The 23,290-nt window shown below is 51.7% G+C and carries 22 protein-coding genes; 13 read left to right on the plus strand and 9 right to left on the minus strand.

Annotation, left to right across the window (positions count from 1 at the left end; all coding sequences use genetic code 11):
* Positions 1–133 precede the first annotated feature (133 nt).
* A complete protein-coding gene (mscL, locus tag EYC87_RS16435) occupies positions 134–586 on the minus strand; it encodes a large conductance mechanosensitive channel protein MscL (protein ID WP_279253826.1) in 453 nt (150 codons plus the stop codon).
* A gap of 642 nt (positions 587–1,228) precedes the next feature.
* On the opposite strand from mscL, the gene EYC87_RS16440 reads away from it, so the two are divergent.
* Together EYC87_RS16440 and EYC87_RS16445 are read left to right on the plus strand one after the other, a co-directional pair.
* A complete protein-coding gene (locus EYC87_RS16440) occupies positions 1,229–2,404 on the plus strand; it encodes a phytanoyl-CoA dioxygenase family protein (RefSeq protein ID WP_279253827.1) in 1,176 nt (391 codons plus the stop codon).
* A 124-nt stretch (positions 2,405–2,528) separates the two neighbouring features.
* On the plus strand, positions 2,529–3,686 hold the full coding sequence (locus EYC87_RS16445; RefSeq protein ID WP_279253828.1) for a serine hydrolase domain-containing protein: 1,158 nt from the start codon (positions 2,529–2,531) through the stop codon (positions 3,684–3,686).
* Between the two features lie 17 nt (positions 3,687–3,703).
* Here the strand turns inward: EYC87_RS16445 and EYC87_RS16450 are convergent, their stop codons facing one another.
* The 3 genes from EYC87_RS16450 to EYC87_RS16460 form a co-directional block, all read right to left on the minus strand.
* Positions 3,704–4,081, minus strand: coding sequence for a hypothetical protein (locus EYC87_RS16450; RefSeq protein ID WP_279253829.1), 378 nt, complete (start codon positions 4,079–4,081; stop codon positions 3,704–3,706).
* 10 nt (positions 4,082–4,091) lie between these two features.
* Positions 4,092–4,703, minus strand: a complete 612-nt coding sequence (locus EYC87_RS16455; protein ID WP_279253830.1) for a hypothetical protein — start codon at positions 4,701–4,703, stop codon at positions 4,092–4,094.
* Between the two features lie 463 nt (positions 4,704–5,166).
* A complete protein-coding gene (locus EYC87_RS16460; protein WP_279253831.1) occupies positions 5,167–5,778 on the minus strand; it encodes a GNAT family N-acetyltransferase in 612 nt (203 codons plus the stop codon).
* A 266-nt stretch (positions 5,779–6,044) separates the two neighbouring features.
* Here EYC87_RS16460 and EYC87_RS16465 point away from each other — a divergent pair, with 266 nt between their 5' ends.
* Positions 6,045–7,046 (plus strand): hypothetical protein, encoded by a 1,002-nt coding sequence (locus tag EYC87_RS16465; RefSeq protein WP_279253832.1) that lies wholly within the window; start codon positions 6,045–6,047, stop codon positions 7,044–7,046.
* Positions 7,047–7,203: 157 nt separating this feature from the next.
* Here EYC87_RS16465 and EYC87_RS16470 read toward each other — a convergent pair whose 3' ends face one another.
* Positions 7,204–8,436, minus strand: a complete 1,233-nt coding sequence (locus EYC87_RS16470; protein WP_279253833.1) for a saccharopine dehydrogenase family protein — start codon at positions 8,434–8,436, stop codon at positions 7,204–7,206.
* 393 nt (positions 8,437–8,829) lie between these two features.
* Between EYC87_RS16470 and EYC87_RS16475 the strand changes: the two genes are divergently transcribed.
* A complete protein-coding gene (locus EYC87_RS16475) occupies positions 8,830–10,188 on the plus strand; it encodes an amidohydrolase (protein WP_279253834.1) in 1,359 nt (452 codons plus the stop codon).
* Positions 10,189–10,433: 245 nt separating this feature from the next.
* A complete protein-coding gene (locus tag EYC87_RS16480) occupies positions 10,434–11,450 on the plus strand; it encodes an aldo/keto reductase (RefSeq protein WP_279253835.1) in 1,017 nt (338 codons plus the stop codon).
* Between the two features lie 161 nt (positions 11,451–11,611).
* Here the strand turns inward: EYC87_RS16480 and EYC87_RS16485 are convergent, their stop codons facing one another.
* Entirely contained in the window at positions 11,612–13,246 is a 1,635-nt protein-coding gene (locus EYC87_RS16485) for an SGNH/GDSL hydrolase family protein (RefSeq protein WP_279253836.1), read from the minus strand.
* Positions 13,247–13,735: 489 nt separating this feature from the next.
* On the opposite strand from EYC87_RS16485, the gene EYC87_RS16490 reads away from it, so the two are divergent.
* Positions 13,736–14,116 (plus strand): VOC family protein, encoded by a 381-nt coding sequence (locus EYC87_RS16490; protein ID WP_040542164.1) that lies wholly within the window; start codon positions 13,736–13,738, stop codon positions 14,114–14,116.
* 91 nt (positions 14,117–14,207) lie between these two features.
* Here EYC87_RS16490 and EYC87_RS16495 read toward each other — a convergent pair whose 3' ends face one another.
* The gene (locus EYC87_RS16495; RefSeq protein WP_279253837.1) at positions 14,208–15,527 is read right to left on the minus strand and encodes a BamA/TamA family outer membrane protein; all 1,320 of its coding nucleotides are present in this window, start codon (positions 15,525–15,527) and stop codon (positions 14,208–14,210) included.
* Positions 15,528–15,650: 123 nt separating this feature from the next.
* Between EYC87_RS16495 and EYC87_RS16500 the strand changes: the two genes are divergently transcribed.
* The gene (locus tag EYC87_RS16500) at positions 15,651–17,264 is read left to right on the plus strand and encodes a class I adenylate-forming enzyme family protein (RefSeq protein ID WP_279253838.1); all 1,614 of its coding nucleotides are present in this window, start codon (positions 15,651–15,653) and stop codon (positions 17,262–17,264) included.
* Between the two features lie 132 nt (positions 17,265–17,396).
* A complete protein-coding gene (locus tag EYC87_RS16505) occupies positions 17,397–17,789 on the plus strand; it encodes an MAPEG family protein (RefSeq protein ID WP_279253839.1) in 393 nt (130 codons plus the stop codon).
* 135 nt (positions 17,790–17,924) lie between these two features.
* Here the strand turns inward: EYC87_RS16505 and EYC87_RS16510 are convergent, their stop codons facing one another.
* Positions 17,925–18,134 (minus strand): hypothetical protein, encoded by a 210-nt coding sequence (locus tag EYC87_RS16510; protein WP_279253840.1) that lies wholly within the window; start codon positions 18,132–18,134, stop codon positions 17,925–17,927.
* Positions 18,135–18,280: 146 nt separating this feature from the next.
* Between EYC87_RS16510 and EYC87_RS16515 the strand changes: the two genes are divergently transcribed.
* The 3 genes from EYC87_RS16515 (at position 18,281) to EYC87_RS16525 (ending at position 21,480) form a co-directional block, all read left to right on the plus strand.
* The gene (locus EYC87_RS16515) at positions 18,281–19,192 is read left to right on the plus strand and encodes a hypothetical protein (RefSeq protein WP_279253841.1); all 912 of its coding nucleotides are present in this window, start codon (positions 18,281–18,283) and stop codon (positions 19,190–19,192) included.
* Between the two features lie 154 nt (positions 19,193–19,346).
* Positions 19,347–20,303 (plus strand): agmatinase, encoded by a 957-nt coding sequence (gene speB, locus EYC87_RS16520; RefSeq protein ID WP_279253842.1) that lies wholly within the window; start codon positions 19,347–19,349, stop codon positions 20,301–20,303.
* Between the two features lie 130 nt (positions 20,304–20,433).
* A complete protein-coding gene (locus EYC87_RS16525) occupies positions 20,434–21,480 on the plus strand; it encodes a hemolysin family protein (RefSeq protein ID WP_279253843.1) in 1,047 nt (348 codons plus the stop codon).
* A gap of 24 nt (positions 21,481–21,504) precedes the next feature.
* On the opposite strand, the gene EYC87_RS16530 is transcribed toward EYC87_RS16525, so the two are convergent.
* Positions 21,505–21,948 (minus strand): ABA4-like family protein, encoded by a 444-nt coding sequence (locus tag EYC87_RS16530; protein WP_279253844.1) that lies wholly within the window; start codon positions 21,946–21,948, stop codon positions 21,505–21,507.
* Positions 21,949–22,115: 167 nt separating this feature from the next.
* Here EYC87_RS16530 and EYC87_RS16535 point away from each other — a divergent pair, with 167 nt between their 5' ends.
* The gene (locus tag EYC87_RS16535) at positions 22,116–23,030 is read left to right on the plus strand and encodes a VOC family protein (protein ID WP_279253845.1); all 915 of its coding nucleotides are present in this window, start codon (positions 22,116–22,118) and stop codon (positions 23,028–23,030) included.
* A 2-nt stretch (positions 23,031–23,032) separates the two neighbouring features.
* On the plus strand, positions 23,033–23,236 hold the full coding sequence (locus EYC87_RS16540; protein ID WP_279253846.1) for a hypothetical protein: 204 nt from the start codon (positions 23,033–23,035) through the stop codon (positions 23,234–23,236).
* Positions 23,237–23,290 lie beyond the last annotated feature (54 nt).

The raw sequence follows: 23,290 nt of genomic DNA on the forward strand, positions 1-23,290 counted from the left end.
AATGGCATAACCGCGGTGAGCTTTAAAGTGAACTGCGAGCGGGGTTAACATGGGGCCATTTCTTGTAGGAGCAGCCAACCGGCCTAACCCGCAGCGGGTTAGGCCGTTAGCAATAATGACATCCTGAATATGGCTAACTGACCTCAGAAGTACAGTGAGAGCATCGAGTCGCCTTAATCGATATCTCCGAGAAGCAGTGATTACACTCCTTGGTTGTTGGCTCAGCCGGGGCGGCCTCTTCTTCCTCTGCTTGCAAGTTGTTAATGCCGCGGATTAGCAGATATACGGCAAATGCAACGATCAGAAAGCTGATTACGGCATTGATGAAAACGCCGTAGCTGATGGTAACAGCACCTGCCTCCTGCGCCGCGGCCAAAGTTGAGTATGGACCTGCCTGAGCGCCTTCCTTCAGCGTAAGAAACAGATCGGTAAAGTCGACCCCACCCAGCAGTAAACCTACCGGAGGCATGATAACGTCGTTCACCATACTCTTAACGATTGTGCCGAAAGCGCCGCCGATGATAATACCCACCGCCATATCTACCACGTTGCCGCGCATTGCGAACTCTTTGAAGTCTTTTAACATGATATTTCTCCAATTCTGTTGGACTAGCCCTCGAAGATTCGAGTGCCTCGAAGCAGCATACTACGATCTATTGACAGAACAAGAGTCGCAAAAATAATGATTACGATCGTCACTTAGCAGTTCTTGACGTCCAGTAATGCTTAATACCAGCTGCCTAAATTGTAATTGGCCGACAATGACAAGACGCAACAATACGCTATAAAACGTTAATTCCGCTATAAACACTGATTTTGGCAACCTGCTCACTTAACCGGGCCCAGGGAACTGCTCGAAGGCATTCCCACCGATCCCAGCGGCGGCGGACACTACGTGATGTGGGGTGATACGCCTTATGCGCACATCATGGTGCCAGTCTCACTGGATGTTAAGGGGGTCATTACAAAGAGCCCATAAACGCCGGTCGAATACGCCCACCGGTAGCTTGGACGCATTCAATCTTGGCGCTATAGAATTCTCGTTCATTCAGCGTATCAAAATGACACCCATGCTGGGCTAAGATACAATCACCGGGTCAGCTTTGGCGTCAACTCCAGTAAAAACAGGCGCTAAACGTTGACTCGTTGTCGTAGGGCAGGTATCCCCCCATCGGCATGCTCCTTGTGGAAACAGCAGAAATATCAAGACACGGCTTGGACAACTATTATGAAACTTCCCGATTACAGTAAATCTATTAACGCTTGCGCCGCTCACTATGGTGATGAAGCCGATGCGGTGAAGCACTATATGCAGCAGGGTCTGCACCACGCCTATGCACTGGGCAATCGTGGCCCGATTTGCTTCGACACCGACGGCCAACTCAGCCCGGAAATTCTCGCAGCGTATTCAAAGTATGGTTTCTACGTATTTGAAGCGGCCATTGGCGATAGGGAAATGGACGATATCCTGCAGGACATTGAAGAAATGCGCTCACGCTTCCCTACCCATCCTGACGGGAAACTAGACTCACAGGGGCGACCCGCGATAGGAGCGGACTGCAACGGGCCGGGGCTGGCTTGGTGTAAGCCGCTGAGTGATCCTCTCGGAGGAACTGACGCGGCCAACGGACGACACCAGGTGAAACTGAAGGAGCTTGAAGCGGATACAGCTGCCCCCGAAGCCGCGCCCTTTGTGCTATTTGGTTCCCTGCAGTTCTCCGATGCGGCGCTACGCTTGTATGGTCACCCTGAACTGCTGAAGGTCGCCGCCGCAATTAATGGCAGCGATTTTGCGCCGTTCAACGAAGTCCTGTTTATAAAAGATGCTGGTCTTGGAGCGGCGGTTTCCTGGCACCAGGATGGTGTCACACATTGGGACAGCCCGCAGTTCGATGAAGGTATACACGGTTTCAACTTTATGGCCCAAGTATACGGAAGCACGCCGGTGAACGGAGTCTGGGTAGTCCCAGGAACGCATAAAGTGGGCAAGGTCGACATTAAAAAAATGGTTGCGAATTCTGGCAGCGAACGCCTGGAGGGAGCGGTTCCTTTAGTGTGTGCCCCCGGAGATGTGGTGATATGTAACCGCCAGCTTGTCCACGGGTCTTTTGCCAATTCCGGTTACGAGCGGCGCCTGACGATCAATTTCGGTTTCCACCGTCGCTCATCGGTGCTCAACGTTAAGGGTGCAGGCATACATAGCGATGTCGCGGTATACACCGAAGACGTCATTCAGCAACGCTCTAAGGTACTGGGCTATGCGATAGATGCACGGCAGCAACAATATCCGGATGAAACGCCCTATCGCTATTTGCCGTTCCAGCAAGACGATCAGGCCTATATTTGGAACGCCGCTGCCAAAGCCGACATCTTCGATTACAACCTGCTTGATTTGAGTATTTGAGCCCTCAATTCATCTGCACTCCTTGCCTCGAACACGCATCGGTTAATGCGTCTGGTCAGCTCGACAGTCTTTATGTTGTCACGTAAATTAGCTCATTTCCGATATCAGTATTGGTTGCGCTAGTATGAAATTAAAACTCTTGTTTATTCACCTCGCTATCGGTTGCTCGTTACTGACTGCCTGCAGCGACAGTGGTCGAGATAGTGACAATGATGCTTTGCCGCCGCCGGAGCCGGAACCTGTTCCCGAGTATAGCTTTACCGCGGTAGACGACCGTTTTCAGCGCTTTCTCGATGACAGCGAAATATTTGACGGTATCTCCTACACCCTGGTAGATACGACTCAGGGGGTAGTGCACGAATCTGCGCTTGGCGATCATACGCTGGACATCGTAGTCATGTTGGCTTCCACCAGCAAAGTACCCGCTGTCACCTTAATGATGGCCGTAAACGACGATGAGTCACTTAATTACGATATCGAAGCATCCATTGACAATTACCTCCCCTGGGAGGGAGTCTATGGAGACCGCACAACGACGCAGCTGGTGAGCAACACTTCGGGCATTCCCGGGTTGACTGGGTTACCAGAGTACGGAGCACATCTTTGCCAGTACGCTGCAGTGGGCACACTTGAAGCCTGTGGCGAAATTATTTACAGCACTTTATTACCGTCTACTCAACCTGCTGATGAAGCCTTTAACTACGGTGGGTCGCAGTGGCAATTGGCAGGTACCGTGATAGAGCAGGTGAGCAACCAAACCTGGCGACAGGCATTTTCAGATTATATTGGCGACCCCTGTGAACTTGATGTATTTCAGTTTGGGAATATGTGGTCAAACCAGGGGGCATGGTCGGGTAATCCAGATAGCCTCCTGGGGCTGGATAATCCCAGCATCGAAGGTGGGGCTGTCAGTAACATGCAGGACTATGCCAAATTGCTGCTATTACATTTGCGCGACGGTAAATGTGGCGACAACCAGGTGCTGTCGAAATCATCGGTAGAGTTTATGCAGGTGGATCGAGCGGGTAAGTTTGGCACGCCCTACGGGATGGGGTGGTGGATTATTGCCGACGCTGCTGGCGGAGCGCCTAGCGTGTTTTATGATCCTGGTGCGTACGGTGCTATCTCATGGATTGATGTGGAGCGTGGTATTGGTGGTTATGTTGCCATCGACGATTATACCCGTGCAGCTGCTGGTGATCCCATCGGCCTGGTTTTGGGCGAGATAATAGATCTGGTGGCTGCAGCCGTAGACGAGGGTAGAGCTGCTATCGCGAACTGAACCTGACGCCTGGTTTATTACTGATTGCCTGGAGGCTCTGCGGTTTTGGACACGGGGATGAGTTGCACATTCCGCAGCCATTTCTGCAAAGCAGCAAAATCCTGTGGGTTTTTCACAGGGTATGCGTTCATCAGTCGGCTCACATCGCGCAGATAGCTATCAATGTTGCCAGGTGTGAGCACGCGAACATCTAATTGATCGCTGCAGTCTCCGACAGTAATACACTCCATAATGATTTTTCCAGCCTCTGGCGAAAAGTGCATGCCGTCGGTATAAAAAGAATTTTCGATTCCGATAGGTTCAAGCGTGATTCCCGGATTATGCTCAATGCCGGTAACGCGAAAGCCGCTGCCAGAAGCATTGACCTTTTTGGTAACCCGACGCTGCCACACCAAATAGTTTTTTTCACCTCTGCGCAGCTTTAACGGAGTTAATCACACTGCCGTGAAACGGAGACAGGAAAAAAGTGGTGTCGATATCGTTAGCCGATAAAAAGTCAATTAAGTCAACAAATTCCACTAAATCCAGTTCGCCAGACTCAGCCAGAAACTCTCGCATTCGTTTTTTGTTAACAAAAGAATACAGCCAGTTGGTACTTTTTTGCGGATAGTACAACCAGGTTCCATCATCCAGGTATTCGGACTGGGGAACTTCGTTGCTGAACATTGAAAGAGTTGACTGAACCAGGGAGTCAACAGAGAGCAAACTAACCCATTGGTCCTTCGACCGTTGCCGTCTTTGGGCAAACCTGTCTCGCATAGTGGCAGCGAGTGTCAGTAGCCTCTCTGGTGGAAGTCCCTCTCTGACTTTCCCCACGTTTTCGGTGCGAAACATGTAGTAATCAAGTGCGATGAAAACAGACTTCAGCGGCCTTACTGTGTGTGCATACTCAAGCATCAGTTTTAGCTCTCGCATCCATATACCCGGAAGTGAAGCATTGTATGAGTGCTTGCCAATAACACCCGGCGGTAAGCTGGCAGCGCGTGAACTGCCGATAACGACGTGTTCAGCGCGCATCTGTTAAAGTGCGTATGGCTTATGGAGCCTGATGTTGACACGGTCTAGTCTGCTGACTGGAGAATTTAAACCAACGTCCGGATATATGTCATAGGGATCGATAATATAATTGATTGCGATCACGCATAATGCGAGCACCAATACTGCTCCTAAAAATCGGAACAAGTAAACGCGATGGGTCTGTTGATTTACAACGGCTGGCATAACTGAGTGTCGCCGATCACCAGCGCCAGGGTCAAGCAAGCACCCCTCGCGCTGGTTGCCACTTTCACCCGTGTTGCCTCGAGGTAATGGAGCGCTGTCGCAGCGAAACCTTTGGCCTGATTGTGCGGGAACAGGACCACGCCTGTGCCTGTCACCATGAGCAAGATTAGCGCTAGGCAGCTTTTACCCGACCGAAGTACCGGGTTCGTCTTTTGTTACGACCTTCTTGCGTTCACCCACGTGACGCTACGAAAAGTGCCTATGGCTTGGACTGCAAACCTTGCCAGTCGTTTTTTGTTAATTCCCAGTAGCGCGAAGGGCGAAGGCCCCCTCCAGGTAACTTGCTGTTAATTTCGCCCATATACGTAAAGCCTATTCGGTCCAGCAGTCGTGCCGTACGCACATTATCGAGCGCCGCTGTCTCACAAATTAAATCAACGCCAATAACGTCAAATAGCCAGGTAAATGCCTGTAATGCGCCAGAGCTACCTTGCCTGGTGTTTTGATAGTCGCTATCAATAGCCCCGCCAAGTTCACAGGATGCCCACTGTGGCCAAACCTGAATATCGTAATAGGCTATTGCTCGTTCATGCTCGTCAGTGCTGACCATCAAAAGGCCCTCTCCGCGTTTACGTTCATCGAGGTGTTGGTGGATAAAAGAGGCAACGGAGTCATGATCTATCCGATCAGGAAGGGTATAGATAGGTTGTGATATATCCGGATTTGACAATAGCGTAGTTAGCGCGGCAATATCCTCGTCCCGGGCTACATGGGCTATTGCTGCCAAACTCTGCGTATTACGGATAGCACTGCGAATGTAGCGCTGCTTTAAATCGCTCGCTGCGACCCTTGTGAGAGGCAATTCAGTCATATGCAATTCGTTGTTAGCAATAGTCTTTCCAGTATAGTTGAACAAATTGGAGACCGAAGCATGCGCTCCAAGCTAAGGTCCGGCTTACCTCACTCACTTTTACGGTGGGTTACTCGATGCCTCTTTATGGCGGGTTATTTTGGCAGCTCCAATTTACATGAGAGAATCCAAGGGCACCGAACGCACGTAAATATTTCAATATGCTGAACTGTCACAAACACCGAGCCGAGGGTGAGCCGATGTTACTACTGCCAAGACTCCTGACAATGAGCCTATTTTCACTGGTGCTCGCTGGCTGCTTCCATACCGAACTGGGTAGCTCCGTAACCGGTGCAAGAGTCACTGTCACCGATCTGCGCAGCGGAGAGTCTATTGAAGACGGACTCACTTCTCTTACTGAGGCAGGCTTTATAGCTACCCGCTCCCAGGACGAATTCGACGAGCTCAATGATCTGGCTAAATTGCTCTACCTGGGCAACTTCTTTGTTGATGGAAAAGCCTACGACCCAGAGAACTGGTACCTGATCACTGCGCGAGGTGGAGCCGACATTGATGTAGATAGCAACTTCGTCATCGATGCCAAGCCCGCGAGCGAGGTAAACGGTCTCTGGCACGCTCTGATCACGGGCAGGCAGCTGCGCAATGGTAACTTTGTCATATCGCCGATCACAGAGGCTCTTTACCAGCTACTTAAGACTGAACTGGATGACCTGGACAACACCCAGTTGCGTGTCCGTTTGAATCAGCTCTCCGCTGAAATACTAGGTGACGTCAACAATGATGAGCGGGTCAACTATGTTGATGCTCTTAAATGGACAACTATTGTCCACAAGCCCTTGTACCTCCGGGACTTTTCCCAGGTAGAGGCGCTGGCGCAGGCAATACGTGATGGCGCGAATCAGACGACCTTATCGGCACTGGCACAGGACATGTTTGCGGAGCCCGCCCCAGACGCATTGCAATACTACCAGCAGAATATTTCCGCTCCTATCGTCCAAACACTTTGCGTGCGTTGCCACATGCCCGGGGGTAGTGCTCCAAACAGTGGGTCGGCATTGGTTCTGGTTACTAACAACACTGCCAATTTTCAGGAAAAAAATCATCAGAATTTTCAAGACTTCCGCGATCAATTACCCGCCAGCCGCGATCTCAGCGACTGGGTGACCGGAAAAGCCAGCGGCCAAATCAGCCACGGTGGAGGAAGGCAGTTGGCCCCAGGTAGTCAGGAGTTAGAAAACCTGGAAACCTATCTGAATTTGCTGGAATAGGTCGAACGTAATGCACTCATCGACTTAGCACTGAAAAAAGCATTGCTGAACATCTGTTGTGAGTTTGACAAGTCACCAACACCTTGTCGTGTTTGCCTTATAGGCGTCGTTTCGTGCTTCGAGATATTCCATTCGAATACCACCTGAGCCAGAGTAGTCAGGCATCAATAAGCTCGAAGTGCATGCCCGCGCTTTGCTGTAAACGGCGAGTCAGGCTTTTTCCCATGGCCGTAGCTGGGGTCCAAATACCACCGGCGCAATCAAGGTCATCACGTGCAAGGCAAACTGCCGCCTCACCAAGCATTCGCGAAGTAGCGCCATAGCCGGGATCACGATCACCGCTTACTCGAACCTTGAGACTATTGCCACTATCAGCGTTTATTCCATGGAAAAATAATTCAAAGTGACCTTTGAGTTGCGCCTCTGCACTCGGCCCTTCCCCCGGCGACGGCAAAAGCCGCGCGGCCAGCTTTCGTAAGGGTTTGACCGACATGACAAGAGGTGTCAACTGACTACCCATGCAGACTATTGCTGCTTTGCGCTTACCTCGACCACCCTCTCCTGTCAGCATACGCTCACTGAATATGAAATCCCGACCGTAGGGATATCCAGCAAGTGCATTGCTGCGCCTTACAACCCGGGTATTGATAGCGGCCATCACGAAGGTACTGGTCCACTGTTGAAAGTCATTATCGTATTCAGGTTTGTTGAGATCAGGCTGGTCCGGGCCGCTTCGCTCTCCCTTTGGATTCAAGGAATAAGGGTTGATCATAGCTTCACGCACTGCATGGTCATTGGCAGCTTCCTCAAACATGTGCATCATGCTGGCTATCGTTCCGCCACTGGCGGAGCCACTGAATTTGCCTACACGAGATTTCACCTGATCTGAGTACTCGCCGAACTGCTCGTGCATCGCCTGCTGCAAAAATAATGTCCCGAGGTCAGTAGGGATGGAGTCGAAACCACAGGTATGGACGATCCGCGCGCCACTTTTTCGGGCATCGTCCAGGTAGTGATCGATCGTTCGCTCCATCCACTGAACTTCACCTGTCAAATCACAATAATCGACACCTGCAAAGGCGCAGGCAGCCAGTAAATCATTACCGTAAGTTGCATAGGGGCCCACGGTGGTACAAACGACTATGGTGCGAGCGACCATGCTATCCAGAGAACTTCTATCGTTACTATCTGCCTTTATGAGCGGCAGATCTGGTCGATCCAGTTGGTCCCGTAAGGCTTCGAGCTTTGAAATGTTGCGACCAGCCAGCGCCAATCGGAGATCAGAGCCATAAGTCTCCACAAGGTGACGAGCAACAAGAGCGCCGGTAAATCCAGTCGCACCCCATAGGATAACCTCGAATTCAGCGTCCTTTCTCGATGTTGTTGTCATAAAACAGCCTTATGCGAATGCCGAGCCCGATGATTCCCAAACGGCTCGATAGTATGGATTGTCTCTGGTGCCCACTCCCCGTGAGTCAACGCGAAGCGTTTTAGCTTAGCAGTCACCCGCCTTACGGGTCTAGCGCTGTGGCTGTACAATTGCTTTTTGATCGTGTGCCAAACGGCCAAGCTCAATACCACTTTAAGACCTGTGAATGGACCCCAGCTTGAAAGCGACATCGTCTTGATGGGCGCGCATAACTCCGTGAATGTCGCAGGTAAACTGCCGCCCAGCGACTGCCTTCCACCTCCAATGCTACACTAGCCTCCAGCTCCGAACCTGCAATAAATTCCAAGCAATGACTGGCCGACATCAAATAAAATGTTATCTGGAGATCTCTTAATGAATTGGCAAACTTTGAAGACGCTGTGCAAAGCGCCTGTCGAGCTCCCGATAATGCTTGCATGCCTCCTGTCGCTCAGTTTAGAAACGAGTGCACAGGCTTATAGTGATATCGACACAGCAGCTGAGCGGGTGGAGCAAAAAGTGATCGAATGGCGACGCCAAATTCACCAGCACCCGGAACTCTCCAATCGGGAAATAAAAACCGCCGCGCTAGTGGCTGATCATCTTCTTTCGCTTGGACTTGATGTGACTACCGAGGTTGGCGTGCACGGTGTTGTAGCGGTTCTGAAGGGCGGCCAGCCGGGCGACAAAGTTATCGCGCTCCGGGCTGATATGGATGCAAATGCGGTTAAAGAGATGCAAACGCTACCGTTTAAGTCCACCAGAATTGATGAGACCTGGCCCGAGGGCGCAGTGCCTGTTATGCACGCCTGCGGGCACGACGGCCATACAGCGATGCTGATGGGGGCCGCAGAAGTGTTAGCAGCTATGCGTGAACAAATTCCCGGCACTGTGAAATTTATCTTTCAGGGTGCTGAAGAGGGGCCACCGGGAGACGAAGAGGGAGGAGGCTCGATGATGGTGCGTGAAGGCGCGTTGGAAAACCCCAAACCCAACATGGTGTTCGCCATTCACCTGGCGCCCTCGCCCAATAATGCAGTAGGCTATGCCAAAGGCAACGCCCTGGCCAACTCTTACAAGCTCAGTATCAAAATCGCGGGCGCGGGTACCCATGGTTCTGCACCTTGGGCCGGCAAAGATCCCATGCCCGTCGGAGCAGAGATCATCAGCGCGTTGGCGCAAATTTATCGGCAGGTTCCAGCCAACGAGGCATTAACGCTAAGCATTGGCAAAGTGATCGACGAGGGACGCTTCAATATCATCGGTAGCAATCTGACACTGGTTGGGACATTGCGCGTGCTCAATAACGACCTGTTACAAGATATAAAAATGCGGGTGGAGCGTATCGCATCAAATATAGCTGAGGCGCACGGGCAAACGGCCGAAGTCGTATGGGAACAATTTGTCCCGGCAGTTTACAATGATCCGGAATGGGTAATTCGCATGCTTCCAACACTAGAGAGAGTAGTGGGTGCTACCAATGTGTTTGAGGGGCCACCCTCCCTTGGCTACGACGACGCCTCAGAGTTCATTAATCCAATTGGGGGTTTATACATCGGCCTGGGCGCGCAAGACTCCGAGTTCGGCGGACCGGCGGGGATCAGGCCAATAGAGGGTGGCAAGGGTATCTATTACAACCACAGTCCTCACTTTTATATAAATGAAGAAGTATTGGTGACCGGTGTACGATTGCATGTAAATACGGTCTTTGATTTTTTGAACGGAAAAATTTAGGGTTCAAGCTCAGAAGCGCTAGACAAACGCCAGCAGGTATAGACCGGCGTTATAGCATCTAATCCTGAGTTCCTGATGCATGATACGAACGGTTACGGGATGTTAACTCTATCGTTGGTTTTGGGGCTGACAAGCGCAAGACCGATAATAAAAAACTGTGTGTCGTTGACATCAACTATCCGTCTTATACTCTCGTAGTTTTATTTTATACTCTCCTCATTACACAGCCTTCACAGGAATTGAATATGCAAAAGAATCGATTGGGTAAGAGCAGCATTGTTGTATCGGATATCTGTATGGGCACCATGACTTTTGGTAATCAGGCGGATGAAAAAACCTCTTTTCGTATTATGGACATGGCCTACGATGCCGGGGTCGACTTTTATGACACAGCGGAAATGTATCCAGTGCCCCCCGACGCAAAGTATGCAGGGCTCACCGAGGAAATTGTCGGGCGCTGGATGAAAACCAAGAATCGCGATGCACTAATTATTGCGACCAAGGTAGCTGGGCCCAGTCACGGCTGGATTGAGGCACCCTTGCGCAGCGGCATGACCGGGCTGGACCGGCACCATATTACGCGCGCGGTGGAGGGCAGTCTGCGCCGCCTGGACACGGACTACATCGACCTCTACCAGACACATTGGCCGGATTGGGATTACCCACAGGAAGAGATCATGTTGGCGCTGGACGAATTAGTGCACGCTGGAAAAGTGCGAATCCTGGGTTGCAGCAATGAATCCACATGGGGCCTGACCAAGAGCCTCTGGGCCTCTGATATTCAGGGCGTGTCTCGCTATGAAACTATCCAGAATAATTTTAGCCTCAACAACCGTCGCTTTGAGGACGAATTAGCACAAGCCTGCCGTAAGGAAAACGTCAGCCTAATACCCTATTCTCCCCTCGGCGGAGGGGTGCTTAGCGGCAAGTACAACGGTGGCGCATTTCCCGAAGGTGCGCGTTTTACGCTCTATCAGAATAAGCCTGAGCGTCAGCAGGCGATGATGCGACGTTTTGTCAATGAACAGACCCTGGCATCCACCGAGCGCTTTCAGGCAATTGCTGCAGACCTGGATATATCGGTTAGCACACTGGCCATCGCCTGGAGTAAGCAGCATGATTTTGTTGCATCCACTATTATCGGCGCAACGACAACCGAGCAAGTACCAGAACTGCTGGCGGCGGCTGATGTGACTCTGACGAACGAAACAATGGCGCGTATTAATTCAGTGTCGCAGGAAATACGCTACCCAATGGGCTAGCATCGGCGGGTTAATTAATCGAACTGGTCTCGGCGCTGGCATGTCCATCCAAGTCCAGTTGCATACACTGACATTAGCACTGAACTCGATGTTGCGCCTTGCACCCGTGGCCGGGAAGCCCGCGAGAAAACGCATAGCGTTGCGTTTTTTTTCTTTGCCTATTAATAGGCGTCTGCAACGAGTTCACACCACGCACGATACTCATCCGCCTCTGGCATTGCCGCCATCCACCCTTGATCATGCAGCAAATTACCGAGGGCATAAGCCATCCAGCAGTGAAAATAAGTAGTGGGGTGCACTAAATCCCAAAACACAGCTCGCGGTGCGTTTGAGCAGATAGACGCTGACGATGGCAGAACACCCAAGCTCATTCCTGCATAGCAGCGATTTTGGTAAGACCGTTCAACACCGGCACCTGATAAGGTCACCTGATTGGATATGAGATCAAAGCCCATAGCAGGCTTGGTAAAGTCGGGGCTCAAGGCACCCTCTAATATCGTATCTGCATCGGCAACAATAATTTCAAGATCAGGAGAGCTTTGCCGTATGCCAAGGACCATGTCGTCTAATGCCGCATTATGTGAACGAGTCAGCTCACTCAGGCGCGTGGAAAACAATAGCAGCCTTTCCTGCTCGTCAATATCGTCAGCACCTGTTTTGAAGCTTAAGTTGTTTAACACCATTGGCGTCTTCCCCAGATCAGGTAGATTGATCACTAAAAGCCGCCTCAAACCAAGGTCGCGCAAACGCAACAAATGCTCTTTGAGCGCATCGATGACGCGATCGATGACAATGTTATAGCCCTCCTCGGAAGTCGGCTTGCTCAGGAGCGCACTAATTGAATTGGAAAACGCCTCTTTGGAAATATAATCGTTAGCGCCTGCCCACAATATTCCAATGGTCATATCTTGCGGCTGACCCTGTTTTTCCTTGAGGTAGTTCTTTGCGTAATCATCTATTTGATGAGTAATGCTTCCAGTGACCAAAAACTGACCGCTAGTCATAATACGTTGAGAAAGTTGTTCATTACTCATTCTGGTCCTATGGGCCGCCATCGCTCCGCCCAAAGCATGGTTTTGCACCGCCGCGCCAGAAGATACTTCCAGATAATCTACCCACACTGGCCCGTTAGCGAAACGTCCTAACCAATACGGTTGGCGGGGTGCCATCTGGAGCCGACGCCGGAGCTTGCCCGTATCGCTGAGACTATCCCCGAAAACAACTAGCCGAGTCACGGGCTGTCGCTCAGACCAATCGTCGAAAACGAAGGAAGTGTAAACACCTGTCTTGGATCGAGATGTTCTTACCAGCCCGGGCCGAAACTGACCGCCTTGCTTACGCTTTTCCATAGTTTGCCGGCAGATTTTGCGCAAATGAGCATAGGGCTGTTCTGCGTCCAGGAACCAGTTTTGGTCCTTGGAAGCGACATCGGTAACTTGCACGAAGCCTGCTTCAAGATACCCTTTCAGCATAATCTTATGGCCCGCAGGCGTTCTGGCCGCAATCCATCCTTTTGAATAGGCCGTTTTGGAGGATTTGCCTTCTTCATGCAAAGGCTTGAGCGAGGACTCACAGTGCACTAACCAGGACTTGCTGACCGGAACAGTATTGACCGATTCGGGCGCCGGGGTGTTTACAGAGCAGGCTGCCAGCATTGAAAACAAGAGAAAACTAAAACAACGAATGATTTGGACTAAACTTATCATGCCGATTAAACGTTCTCGATATACCAACTCCGGGCCTTGCAATGAGGCCCGATTAACGGCCATTAAGGTGGGAATAAAAGCTAACAACATACCATCGCTCTGGGCCTGGCAGCTAGCTCCAGTAAGGCCGCAGAAACAGCTGTCCCTGCCAATGCAGAAACCGCTACTAGTGTAAGCGATGTCTTAACCTGCAAATCCCTTATCGGTTGTGGAACCTCTGCTGGCAACATTAGAAATAAGCCTTTGAATTGGGTGAGGGCAGCGCCACGATAGCAAATCCACTTGGAAAAATCCTGAGAAAATCAGTGCGAATAAACTGTGCAAAGCCATGGAACCCTGTGCTTGCTCCGAACAGATTGCCGTTTATACCTGGCAGATAATGGAACGTGTTGCGCGTTTAATAACCACCTCACAAACCGATAAAGTTCATCGTATATACGATAATCGATCTGTAGCGGCCAGCGCATCGCCTAGCGGCAAAATATTAGGGGCCTGAGAATTTTTCCACTCGTGAAAAGTAGCAGTCAGGCCTTTACTCACCTACACTACTCCTCCTTCAACGAAACCAGGAGAGCAAACATGTTCAGCCATATGATGGTCGGCGCCAACGACATACAGGAATCCAAAACATTCTACGATGCGGTCCTCGGAGCCCTGGGCCATGAGCCAGGAGTGATTGACGACAAGGGCCGTTGTTTTTATTTCACCCCGACCGGCATATTCTCTATGAGTCAGCCTATCAATGGTGAACCTGCCAGTCACGGCAATGGCAGTACTGTGGGTTTTGCAGCAAAGAACCCGGAAGAAGCGAATGCCTGGCACGAAGCAGGGCTGGCCAATGGCGGCACCACCTGTGAAGAACCCCCCGGAGTGCGAGAAGGTGCAGCAGGGGCGCTATATCTTGCCTATCTTCGCGATCCATCCGGAAACAAAATCTGCGCCCTGCACCGCGTTGGTTAAGATCTGGGGCATGGTTGAATTTCGATCTGAAATTCGACCCTGCTATGGATTATTGTCTTCAAGCATTATGGGCTTGGAGAGAGGGTTGCATTCAGAAAGGATGACTCACCATAAACCAGAGATTGCCGCCCTCCTCTGAATAAGCAAAATCCGCACGTACAACCACGCCTGCGGTGAGAGCTCGCAAACCTACACCAACATCCGTCTTCATATCGTCAAATAGCGTATCGAGGGTGTACTCCGGGGCCACCCGTCCTACTTCAGCGAAAGCGACCAGCTGCCACCAGTCCAGGTGTAAAAATTTTAACCAGCTGACGTTACGGATCGGGTTGTAGTCGAGTGTATAGCGGTATTCAGCAGCCCCGTAAATTGACGCCTTGTCGTGAAATCGGCTGTCGCGGAAACCGCGCATACGATAATAACCACCCAAGGTTGCGCCTTCCAGAAAGGGCGGCCCTTTAGTCACTCGGCTACCACCGACATCATTGGTCTGGATATCCCAGCTCGGTGAATAACCGGTCCACGCATTCAACGCTATTATGCGCTGCCGTGCCCAATCGCTGGCTCCAAGCGAAAAGTACTTACTGGCCTCAAGTTCAAGGAATGTCCACTTCTCGTCGGAATCCCCCCAGCCTGGGTCATGATGCACAGCGAAGTACTGTGAACTGCCCCGCGAGGGATTTATGGGAAAGTCAGTATTATTGTGCAGCAGGCCAAACTCAAAGACATTTGTATCGCCATCGAGCTCACCCCCATCATCTCTCTCATAACTCTGGTAGCGATTATACTGCTTGACGCCGATTACTGTTGCGCCGCCCTCCAACGGATTCCAGGTCTCACCACCTGAGGGCTCAGACGCGAGCAAACCGTTTTCAAGGGTATAGTGAACCCTGTTACTGTCAGCCGTTGCACCAATCGGCAGCGCATACTCAATCTTGATATCCAGCCAGTTACTATCGCCACTGGACTCCAGGTAAGCGTCCTCTCTGGAGTCATTAGATCCTGGTCGATTAAAACCAGACGGAAGAAACAGATTACGTGGGAAGGAATAGGCCCGATGTTGCGGGTAGTAGCCATACATTCCCGAGGCGGAAACGAAGGTTCGCTTGCTAAATGGCAGTCGATAGTCCCAAACTCCAGCAAAAAATCCATGGCTATCCTCGCCTGCAAAGGCCGCACCTCCAACGGTCATCTGGTCCTGCAGAAAACCCTTGCGCATGCCCCCCAGGCCAAGAACCGGCCCTGTAGACTCAGCATTAAAGCCATAAGGCAAGACCAGATTTTGACCACGGGGATTCAAGTTTTCAACCCGCTCTACCGCGGTTTTAACCTGCATAGATGGCTTGGCATGAGCAGGACTCCCAATGACAATTGCGACAATTATTAACAGTGAAATAACAGGTAATTGCAAAGCCGTTCTCCAATCAGCGTAGCGCTTTCAAAACGTAGCCGCCAATAAACAGTAGATCGAATCTATATGCAAGACAGGCTACCGTGAAACTGATAACGTAAGCTCCGCTTGGAGGACCAAAACATGTATAAAATAGAATTAAGCGAGTCTTACTGCCCGGCGCAGGGTGGACCTGAACCGGCGCCCATGACGATTGGCGACATTCTGCGCCAGTCTGCTGCGCGAATTCCAGATCAACCTGCAATCAAAGAACTTAACTACGCGGGCGAGATCTGTCGCACCTGGACCTACGCCGAACTGCTGACAGATTCGGAACGACTGGGTAAAGCTCTCGCAAATCGTCACGCCGAGGGATCCAGAATCGCCGTTTACGCGAACAACCTCCCTGAGTGGGTGCTACTGGAGCTAGCCTGCGGGCTCGCCGGCGTCATCCTGGTTACTGTAAACCCGGCCTATCAAAAGAACGAACTCCAGTACGTCCTCGAGCAGTCCGGCTCTGAAGCAATCTATTATGTCGCTGACTTTCGCGGCAATCCGATGCAGGAGATCGCGGACGCTGTGTGCGACGAGGTTCCCGCAATCACCCATCGAATTCTACTGACGGATCACGATGCACTGTTCGCGGGTGAACACGTCGGGGAACTGCGCAGTCCCAGTCCGAGCGATGCCGTTCAAATTCAATATACATCGGGAACAACGGGATTTCCCAAGGGCGCACTGCTTCATCATAACGGTCTGGTTCGCAACGCCCTTGACACTATGATACGTGGCGGCCTGAAGTCCGGTGATAGCTTTGTTCACCACATGCCTCTATTCCATACCACCGGCTGTGCTGTTCTGGTGATGGGAGTAATCGGCACAGGCTGTACGATGCTGCTGGCCCCGATGTTTGACCCTGAAGTTATTACTGAAATCATCGAGCGCGAACGCACAATGTTCATTTTTGGCGTCCCTACAATGCTTGTCGCCCTCATCGACGAAGCCCGTCGCTCAGGCCGGGACGTCTCCTCAATCCGACGAATGATGTCTGGCGGGGCAATGGTGGCTCCACAACTTTGCCGCGATTTGAAAGAAGTATTTGGGGCGACAATTCAAATTGTCTACGGTCAAACCGAAACATCACCAGTACTGACACAAGCTTGGTACGACGACTCGCTTGAAGATCTCACAGAGACAATAGGACAACCGGCGGCCCATACTGAGATGTCCATACGCGACACGCGTGATAATAGTGTACTGCCGATTGGTGAACAAGGCGAAATATGTGCTCGCGGCTACAGCGTGATGGTTGGCTACAATAACAATCCAGAAGCAACCGCTGCTGCTATTGATAGCGAAGGCTGGCTGCACACCGGAGACCTGGGACGCATGGACTCGCGCGGCTTTCTCAAAATTACCGGGCGCGTTAAGGAGATGATTATTCGGGGTGGCGAGAACCTGTTCCCCGCTGAAATCGAAAATACGATGCTGGAGCACGAAGCGGTAGGCGAGGTTGCCGTTGTAGGCGTGTCGGACGACAAATGGGGCGAGCAAGTTGTCTGCTTTATTCGCAGTACAGGTGATCAGCCACTGACGGCCGATGGGCTCAAATCATTCATCCGTGAGCGACTGTCACCGCAGAAGTCGCCGGCGTTCTGGGTAAGCGTTACTGACTGGCCGCTGACTGGGTCAGGAAAAATCCAGAAGTTTAAACTCAAGGAAGCTTACGAGGCAGGGAAATACACCCCGCTGGACTAGTCGATCAACTACGACTCGCGACAAGCTCAGGCCGAAGGCAACGTCGAAGCCGGATCCCAGGCATGAGCATTCTGATTCAAGGCATGTCATACTGATGGCGCAGTAAATTCGTACCCGACGAGGAATAGAACTATGTCCATTGAACTCATGATGTTGGTCTACAGCGCCGCACTATTCTTGGCGATCATCTTGGCACAGGCTGGTCTTGCGATAGCCCAGAACGGACTGGCAAACCAGGCAGGGAGCCGAGACAATCTGGCCGAGCCAACAGTCCTGCGACAGCGCATGCATCGGCTAACGGCAAACATGCAGGAGAATCTGGTTCTTTTTGCGATCGCTGTTCTGGCTGCCAATGCAGCAGGAGTCTCAAACGAAACCACCGTAATGGGTGCAAGCATTTTTTTCTATGCCCGCGTTGCGCATACAATTGTCTACGCCTTTGGTTGGCCGATGATTCGCCCGCTGTTCTATTTTGCCGGTCTGTACGGCACCGTCATCATTGGCTTGCAAGCTGTCAGTGCTTGATTGAGTGATTGTGGGTGCACAAACTGTACCCACCAGGCAAAATAACCGGCAGCTTCCTGTGCCAGAGTAGCCACTCTCAATCTTTATCTCGCAATGATCGGCCCTACTGAAAAGCAAAGCCCAAAGTGACGAGCGCTATCGTGGTTCACCTTTGCGGCGGTTTGCAAAAAAACTGAGCAACACGAAGGTCAGCGCCATTCCTGCAAACAGTATGGCAATTGTTAGCACGTCCCGGTTGGCAGTTTCCGCTGTCCAGATAGCATCGGCATCAAGTCGAAACAAAATATACATCGATAATACCCAGGGTGAAAAAGCGACCAGTGTGCTTATGTGTTTCTTTGGCATGTCTGACCCACAGCCCTATTGTTTTGTTGTGGTAAACCGTATCATGAATTTCAGCTACGCCATTCTGCGCCTATCCGCACGGAGGCCGCACTCAATGACCAGTGACAAAATGCACTGCACCGAATACCCACACAAGCGACTAACAGATGCTTACTAATCTGGAGACCATGTTACGACATAAGGCCATTAATGGTTGGCCTCTGTTTTTGCTTTTTTCGATCCCAATCAGTGGTGCAGTACTGATAAAAATGCTGGCCACTGATTTATCAGTGGGTGAAGGCATAGCATCAATGATTGGATATTCTGTGCGGTTTGCCATCCCCTTCATCTTTTTGGCCATTGGAGCTTCGTCGGCTTACACCCTATTTCCTAACCCATTCACTGCGTGGTTAGCGCGGAACAGACGTTACATCGGCCTTTGCTTCGCCATTGCCATGTTCTGGCAAGCTGTATTTATTTTTACCATGACAACGTTTTTCCGCGACTTTTATTTTGCTGACGTTTACTACTTTAGAGACGAGCTGGAAGGCAGCGTTGGCTACGTATTTTTGACCTGCATGGTTATCACATCCTTTGCATTCACCCGCAAAAGGCTCGGTTCGCAGCAATGGAAATACATTCAAAAGGGCGGTGTTTACTTTTTATGGGCTTACGCCTTCAGTGTGTACTGGTGGAACCTTTATTATTACCCCAACCCTGAAACTATCGACTCTGTCTTTTATTGGATGGGCTTCACCGCATTCAGCCTACGCATTGCCGCCTGGGGAAAAAAGCGCAACCGCCAAAACGATAAAAGCAGCACCCCCATTGTAGTAAAGGCGATTGGGGCTGCTGTTGTCGGTTTCGGCCTGGTAGCATCAGCCACCGGGCTGCTTTGGCAAAAATCGGTTACCGAATTTATGACTTCTGCCGCCTGGTCCGCTGAACTAGAACTGTGGCTACCTTTTTGGCCCCTGGAACCCTTTTTGCCGCTGCTTATTATCGCTTTGGGGACATGGTTTTATACTCACGCCAGGCGGCAAAAAAATATCGCTGTTCCCAGGCCGTCTAGAATATGACTGCGATGCCTGATACTTCTTCAGCTTAGTATCATCAAAGTTATGACAATGCCCGCACAGCTGCTAATCTCAACGCATAAGGCCTGCATCAACTACTGGCGGATATTGCTGCAGGTAATGGGCTTGTTAATGTGCATATTGGAGTAACTACAACATGACCACCCGATTTAACCAGCCACTGGGCGGCAACGAAATGCCCCGCTTTGCCGGTCATGCCTCCATGTTTCGCCTGCCAACACAAACCAATGCCGAAGGACTGGATATCGCGTTAGTAGGGGTGCCACTGGATATAGGCACCAGCAATCGTGCCGGCAGCCGCTTCGGCCCGCGGGAAATCCGTTGCGAGTCTGTGATGGTGCGCCCTTACTGCATGTACACCCAGGCCGCCCCCTTCGATTCTTTCCAGGTGGCCGACATCGGCGATGTTCCGCTCAACACATTCAACCTGCTCAAATCTATCGATATCATCGAAGGCTTCTTTGACGATGTGCTGAGCCACGGCGCCAAAACTATCAGCATGGGCGGTGACCACACGGTTGCACTGCCGATTCTTCGTGCAACGGCAAAGAAACACGGCCCTGTTGCTTTGATCCACGTGGACGCCCACTCAGACACCAACGACAGCATGTTTGGAGAGCGTATTACCCACGGCACTATATTTCGCAGGGCAATTGAGGAAAACCTGGTACAGGCCGACAAAATGTTTCAGATTGGGCTTCGGACCACAGGTTACTCGGCCGAAGATTTCGACTGGGCGCGCAATCAGGGCGCACTGGTCGTTCCAGCCGAAGAATGCTGGCACAAATCGCTGAGTCCACTGATGACAGAGATTCGCGGTGTTATCGGCGCGGAAACACCGGTTTATCTTTCTTTTGATATTGATGGGCTGGACCCCTCTGTCGCGCCAGGCACCGGCACACCCGAACCTGGAGGACTTAGCACGATTCAGGGTATTGAAATTATTCGTGGCTGCTGGGGATTGAACATGGTGGGTGCAGACCTGGTAGAGGTGTCGCCTCCCTACGATACAACGGGCAATACATCATTACTCGCCGCCAATTTGATGTTTGAAATGCTCTGCTCTTTCCCCGGCTGTCAAAGAGCCAGGTAAACTACAGGGAGCCAGACCATAGGCACCGGTGCCAGCGCGGCTCACGATAGAGTCGATAGCTTGTTCCACGCCCTCCCCGGTGTACAATCGACGTGCCTGACGCAACTCTCTCGAGGACTTTTCCCGCTACATGACCCTACTGGTTATTTATCTCTCTCTCGCTATTGGCGTGTCTTTTCTTTGCTCAGTACTGGAAGCAGTGCTGTTGTCAGTAACTCCCGGCTTTGTCGCTACCCAGGTGGAGAAATACCCGCGCCGCGGCAAGGTCTTGCATGATGTCAAAGCGGACCTCGATCGCTCCTTGTCGAGCATTCTGATACTGAACACTTTCGCCCACACCATGGGTGCCGCAGGCGTCGGCGCCCAGGCGGTTCGCCTGTTTGGCGAAAAGTGGGAGGGCCTGATTGCCTTCCTGCTCACCCTCGCCATTCTCTACATATCCGAAATCATCCCCAAAACCCTCGGTGCGACCTTCTGGAAACAGCTAGCTCTGCCGTCAGCCGTTATCATTCGACTGCTCATCAAAACTCTTTACCCCTTCGTGTGGCTGTCGGCTCTGATAACCCAACTGTTTTCCAAGGGTAAGAGCGGGGGCGTCAGCAGGGAGGAGCTGACTGCCATGGCTAAACTCGGTGCGCGCCATGGCTCGCTACGCAACCAGGAGAGCGAATTACTGGAAAATATTCTCAGCCTGCGCGGCACACGAACCGAGGACATTCTCACCCCGCGCACTGTCGTCACTGCATTGCCGGAAAGCATCACTATTCTTGAGGGTCTCGATCGGCTGGGAGATCGGCCTTTCAACCGTATTCCTGTGTACCGCAGTAATGTCGACGCCATCAGTGGCGTGGTTTATCGGCCCACCATGCTGGAGGCGGTCCGAGAAGGCCAGGGAGAGCTGACCCTGGCTGCTATTGCCGCGCCGGAATACCGCGTCTCTGAAGAGTTGCCCGTGCTGCAATTACTGGACCTGTTTCTCAAACGCAAAGAGCACTTGTTTCTGGTGGAAGATGAATACGGCCAGACCGCTGGGGTAGTGACCCTTGAGGATGCGGTGGAAACTTTGCTGGGTCGGGAGATTATGGATGAAAGCGACAAGGTCGAAGACATGCAGCAACTGGCTCGCAGCACCTATCGCGAACGCCTTAGGGACCTGGATAAGGATAAAGAAACCTGAAGAAAAGACCGAGGGTAAAAAGGTCTAGCCAGCTGACTCGATCAGCGTCACGGTGCGCTTCAGGGCGAGTCGCAGCAACAGGTAAAGCATTAACCCTGCAGGGCCTGCCATCAATGTTACCAGCAAGAAAGGCATGATAAGCCAATGCTTGATACCCTGCCGCTTCGCGTCCCTGACTGTCCATGCGCCAACAAACAGGTCAAATACCAGGTAGTGAATCCACCCACCCAGCACAGCGGTGGGACTCTGGAACAACATCATGACACTTTCCAGCGAACCAAAACCTGCTCCCTCCGGCGCGGGCTGTCCGAAAAACAGTGCCCAGATGTAAAAAGGACCTAGCAACAGTGGCACCCAGATAGCATTAACCGAAAGTTGCGTGACACGATGATGAGGCAGAAAAAACAGCAAGAACCAGGCGGGCAGAACAGCATAATTGCAGATCAAGAATAAGTCGTCTGTACTCATAGTATTCTCTGTAAATGCGGGCGCAGTCAGCCGCCCTGTGCCCAGAGCGTACAACGGCTGGCCCGGGATATCCATCCGATTGGCGATGACCAGGGCGATGCCTTATATTAGCGCTATGAACAGATTGCCACGTTGGCTTTCACACACAATTACCGGGAGTCCATTTGGTGAAAAGAATTTGCGCCAGCCTGTTGCTAACGGCAGTGGTTTTGACTGCATGCAGCGCGACGGGGGTCAGCATACCTGCCCTGGAGGGTAGCCTCGCCGGCGAACGCCTGCCCGGCAAAATCATCTGGCACGAATTAATCACCGACACACCCGAGCAGACACAGCGCTTTTACACCGAGCTTTTTGGTTGGGAGTTCGAACCCTTATCGGATAAGAACATCAACTACTTCCTCATTCGCCAAAACGGTAAGGCCATTGGCGGCATGATAAATCAGAACAGACTTCCCACTAAGGCAGATATTTCACAATGGGTCGCCCTCTTTTCGGTGACCGATATCGCTGCAGCCACTGACCAGGTAGCAAGTTCGCGTGGGACTGTATTCACTCCACCAACCTCTCTTGGTGACCGCGGTAAAATAGCCGTCGTCGCCGACCCACAGGGAGCGCTTTTCGCGCTGTTACAAACTGCTAATGGCGACCCGGCGGACACTGCCGAGCCAGCGTCGGTTGGCGATTTTTTCTGGCACGAGCTTTGGACTGGCGACATAGATCGGGCTGTTACTTTTTATGGCAAACTCGCACCCTATCAAATGGAACGAAGAAACCTGGGCACAGGGAACGAGTCCATTGACTACTTCGTGATGCAGACGCAGCAGCAAAAGCGTGGCGGCATCCGGGTGAACCCGTTCAAAGGCTTGCCGCCCATCTGGGTAAATTACCTGCAAATCCTGGATGATGCAGAACTTGATCGCATTTTGGCGAAGGTAGAGTCATTGGGCGGTGAAATCCTGGTGCCGGCTGCTTCCCGCCCCAGCGGGGGCACCGTGGCGATGATTGCGGGTCCCTCTGGCGCAGGTATCGCCTTGCAGACCTGGAAAAATGAAGAGCAGCTCGCGAAATTTGGAGAACAATGATAATGAAGTCTACTTTTCGTGGCGTACGACTGACTGCCCTGCTCATCGCTGTTTGCCTGTTATCCGGCTGCGACGACCCGCAGGTCTACGGCGGCATTAGTGTTTCCAGCGGATACGGTTCCTATGGCGGTTATCATCATGGTCGTTATGGCGGCTACCATTCTGGAGTCCGAACCAGTGTCTCGATTGGGGGCAGAATCCGCTGAATGCACAGTCGGCGCTAAAGAGGCCAAAGCAGTGCTCGGTAGGGTAAAAAAGGT

This window comes from Candidatus Seongchinamella marina (assembly GCF_026262685.1).
GTDB classification, from domain to species: domain Bacteria; phylum Pseudomonadota; class Gammaproteobacteria; order Pseudomonadales; family Halieaceae; genus Halioglobus; species Halioglobus marinus.

What these genes read in the sequence shown, in the direction of transcription:
- mscL (WP_279253826.1), bottom strand. Translation starts at nt 586, where the DNA reads ATGTTAAAAGACTTCAAAGAGTTCGCAATGCGCGGCAACGTGGTAGAT.
- EYC87_RS16440 (WP_279253827.1), top strand. Translation starts at nt 1,229, where the DNA reads ATGAAACTTCCCGATTACAGTAAATCTATTAACGCTTGCGCCGCTCAC.
- EYC87_RS16445 (WP_279253828.1), top strand. Translation starts at nt 2,529, where the DNA reads ATGAAATTAAAACTCTTGTTTATTCACCTCGCTATCGGTTGCTCGTTA.
- EYC87_RS16455 (WP_279253830.1), bottom strand. Translation starts at nt 4,703, where the DNA reads ATGCGCGCTGAACACGTCGTTATCGGCAGTTCACGCGCTGCCAGCTTA.
- EYC87_RS16460 (WP_279253831.1), bottom strand. Translation starts at nt 5,778, where the DNA reads ATGACTGAATTGCCTCTCACAAGGGTCGCAGCGAGCGATTTAAAGCAG.
- EYC87_RS16465 (WP_279253832.1), top strand. Translation starts at nt 6,045, where the DNA reads ATGAGCCTATTTTCACTGGTGCTCGCTGGCTGCTTCCATACCGAACTG.
- EYC87_RS16470 (WP_279253833.1), bottom strand. Translation starts at nt 8,436, where the DNA reads ATGACAACAACATCGAGAAAGGACGCTGAATTCGAGGTTATCCTATGG.
- EYC87_RS16475 (WP_279253834.1), top strand. Translation starts at nt 8,830, where the DNA reads ATGAATTGGCAAACTTTGAAGACGCTGTGCAAAGCGCCTGTCGAGCTC.
- EYC87_RS16480 (WP_279253835.1), top strand. Translation starts at nt 10,434, where the DNA reads ATGCAAAAGAATCGATTGGGTAAGAGCAGCATTGTTGTATCGGATATC.
- EYC87_RS16485 (WP_279253836.1), bottom strand. Translation starts at nt 13,246, where the DNA reads ATGTTGTTAGCTTTTATTCCCACCTTAATGGCCGTTAATCGGGCCTCA.
- EYC87_RS16490 (WP_040542164.1), top strand. Translation starts at nt 13,736, where the DNA reads ATGTTCAGCCATATGATGGTCGGCGCCAACGACATACAGGAATCCAAA.
- EYC87_RS16500 (WP_279253838.1), top strand. Translation starts at nt 15,651, where the DNA reads ATGTATAAAATAGAATTAAGCGAGTCTTACTGCCCGGCGCAGGGTGGA.
- EYC87_RS16505 (WP_279253839.1), top strand. Translation starts at nt 17,397, where the DNA reads ATGTCCATTGAACTCATGATGTTGGTCTACAGCGCCGCACTATTCTTG.
- EYC87_RS16510 (WP_279253840.1), bottom strand. Translation starts at nt 18,134, where the DNA reads ATGCCAAAGAAACACATAAGCACACTGGTCGCTTTTTCACCCTGGGTA.
- EYC87_RS16515 (WP_279253841.1), top strand. Translation starts at nt 18,281, where the DNA reads ATGCTTACTAATCTGGAGACCATGTTACGACATAAGGCCATTAATGGT.
- speB (WP_279253842.1), top strand. Translation starts at nt 19,347, where the DNA reads ATGACCACCCGATTTAACCAGCCACTGGGCGGCAACGAAATGCCCCGC.
- EYC87_RS16525 (WP_279253843.1), top strand. Translation starts at nt 20,434, where the DNA reads ATGACCCTACTGGTTATTTATCTCTCTCTCGCTATTGGCGTGTCTTTT.
- EYC87_RS16530 (WP_279253844.1), bottom strand. Translation starts at nt 21,948, where the DNA reads ATGAGTACAGACGACTTATTCTTGATCTGCAATTATGCTGTTCTGCCC.
- EYC87_RS16540 (WP_279253846.1), top strand. Translation starts at nt 23,033, where the DNA reads ATGAAGTCTACTTTTCGTGGCGTACGACTGACTGCCCTGCTCATCGCT.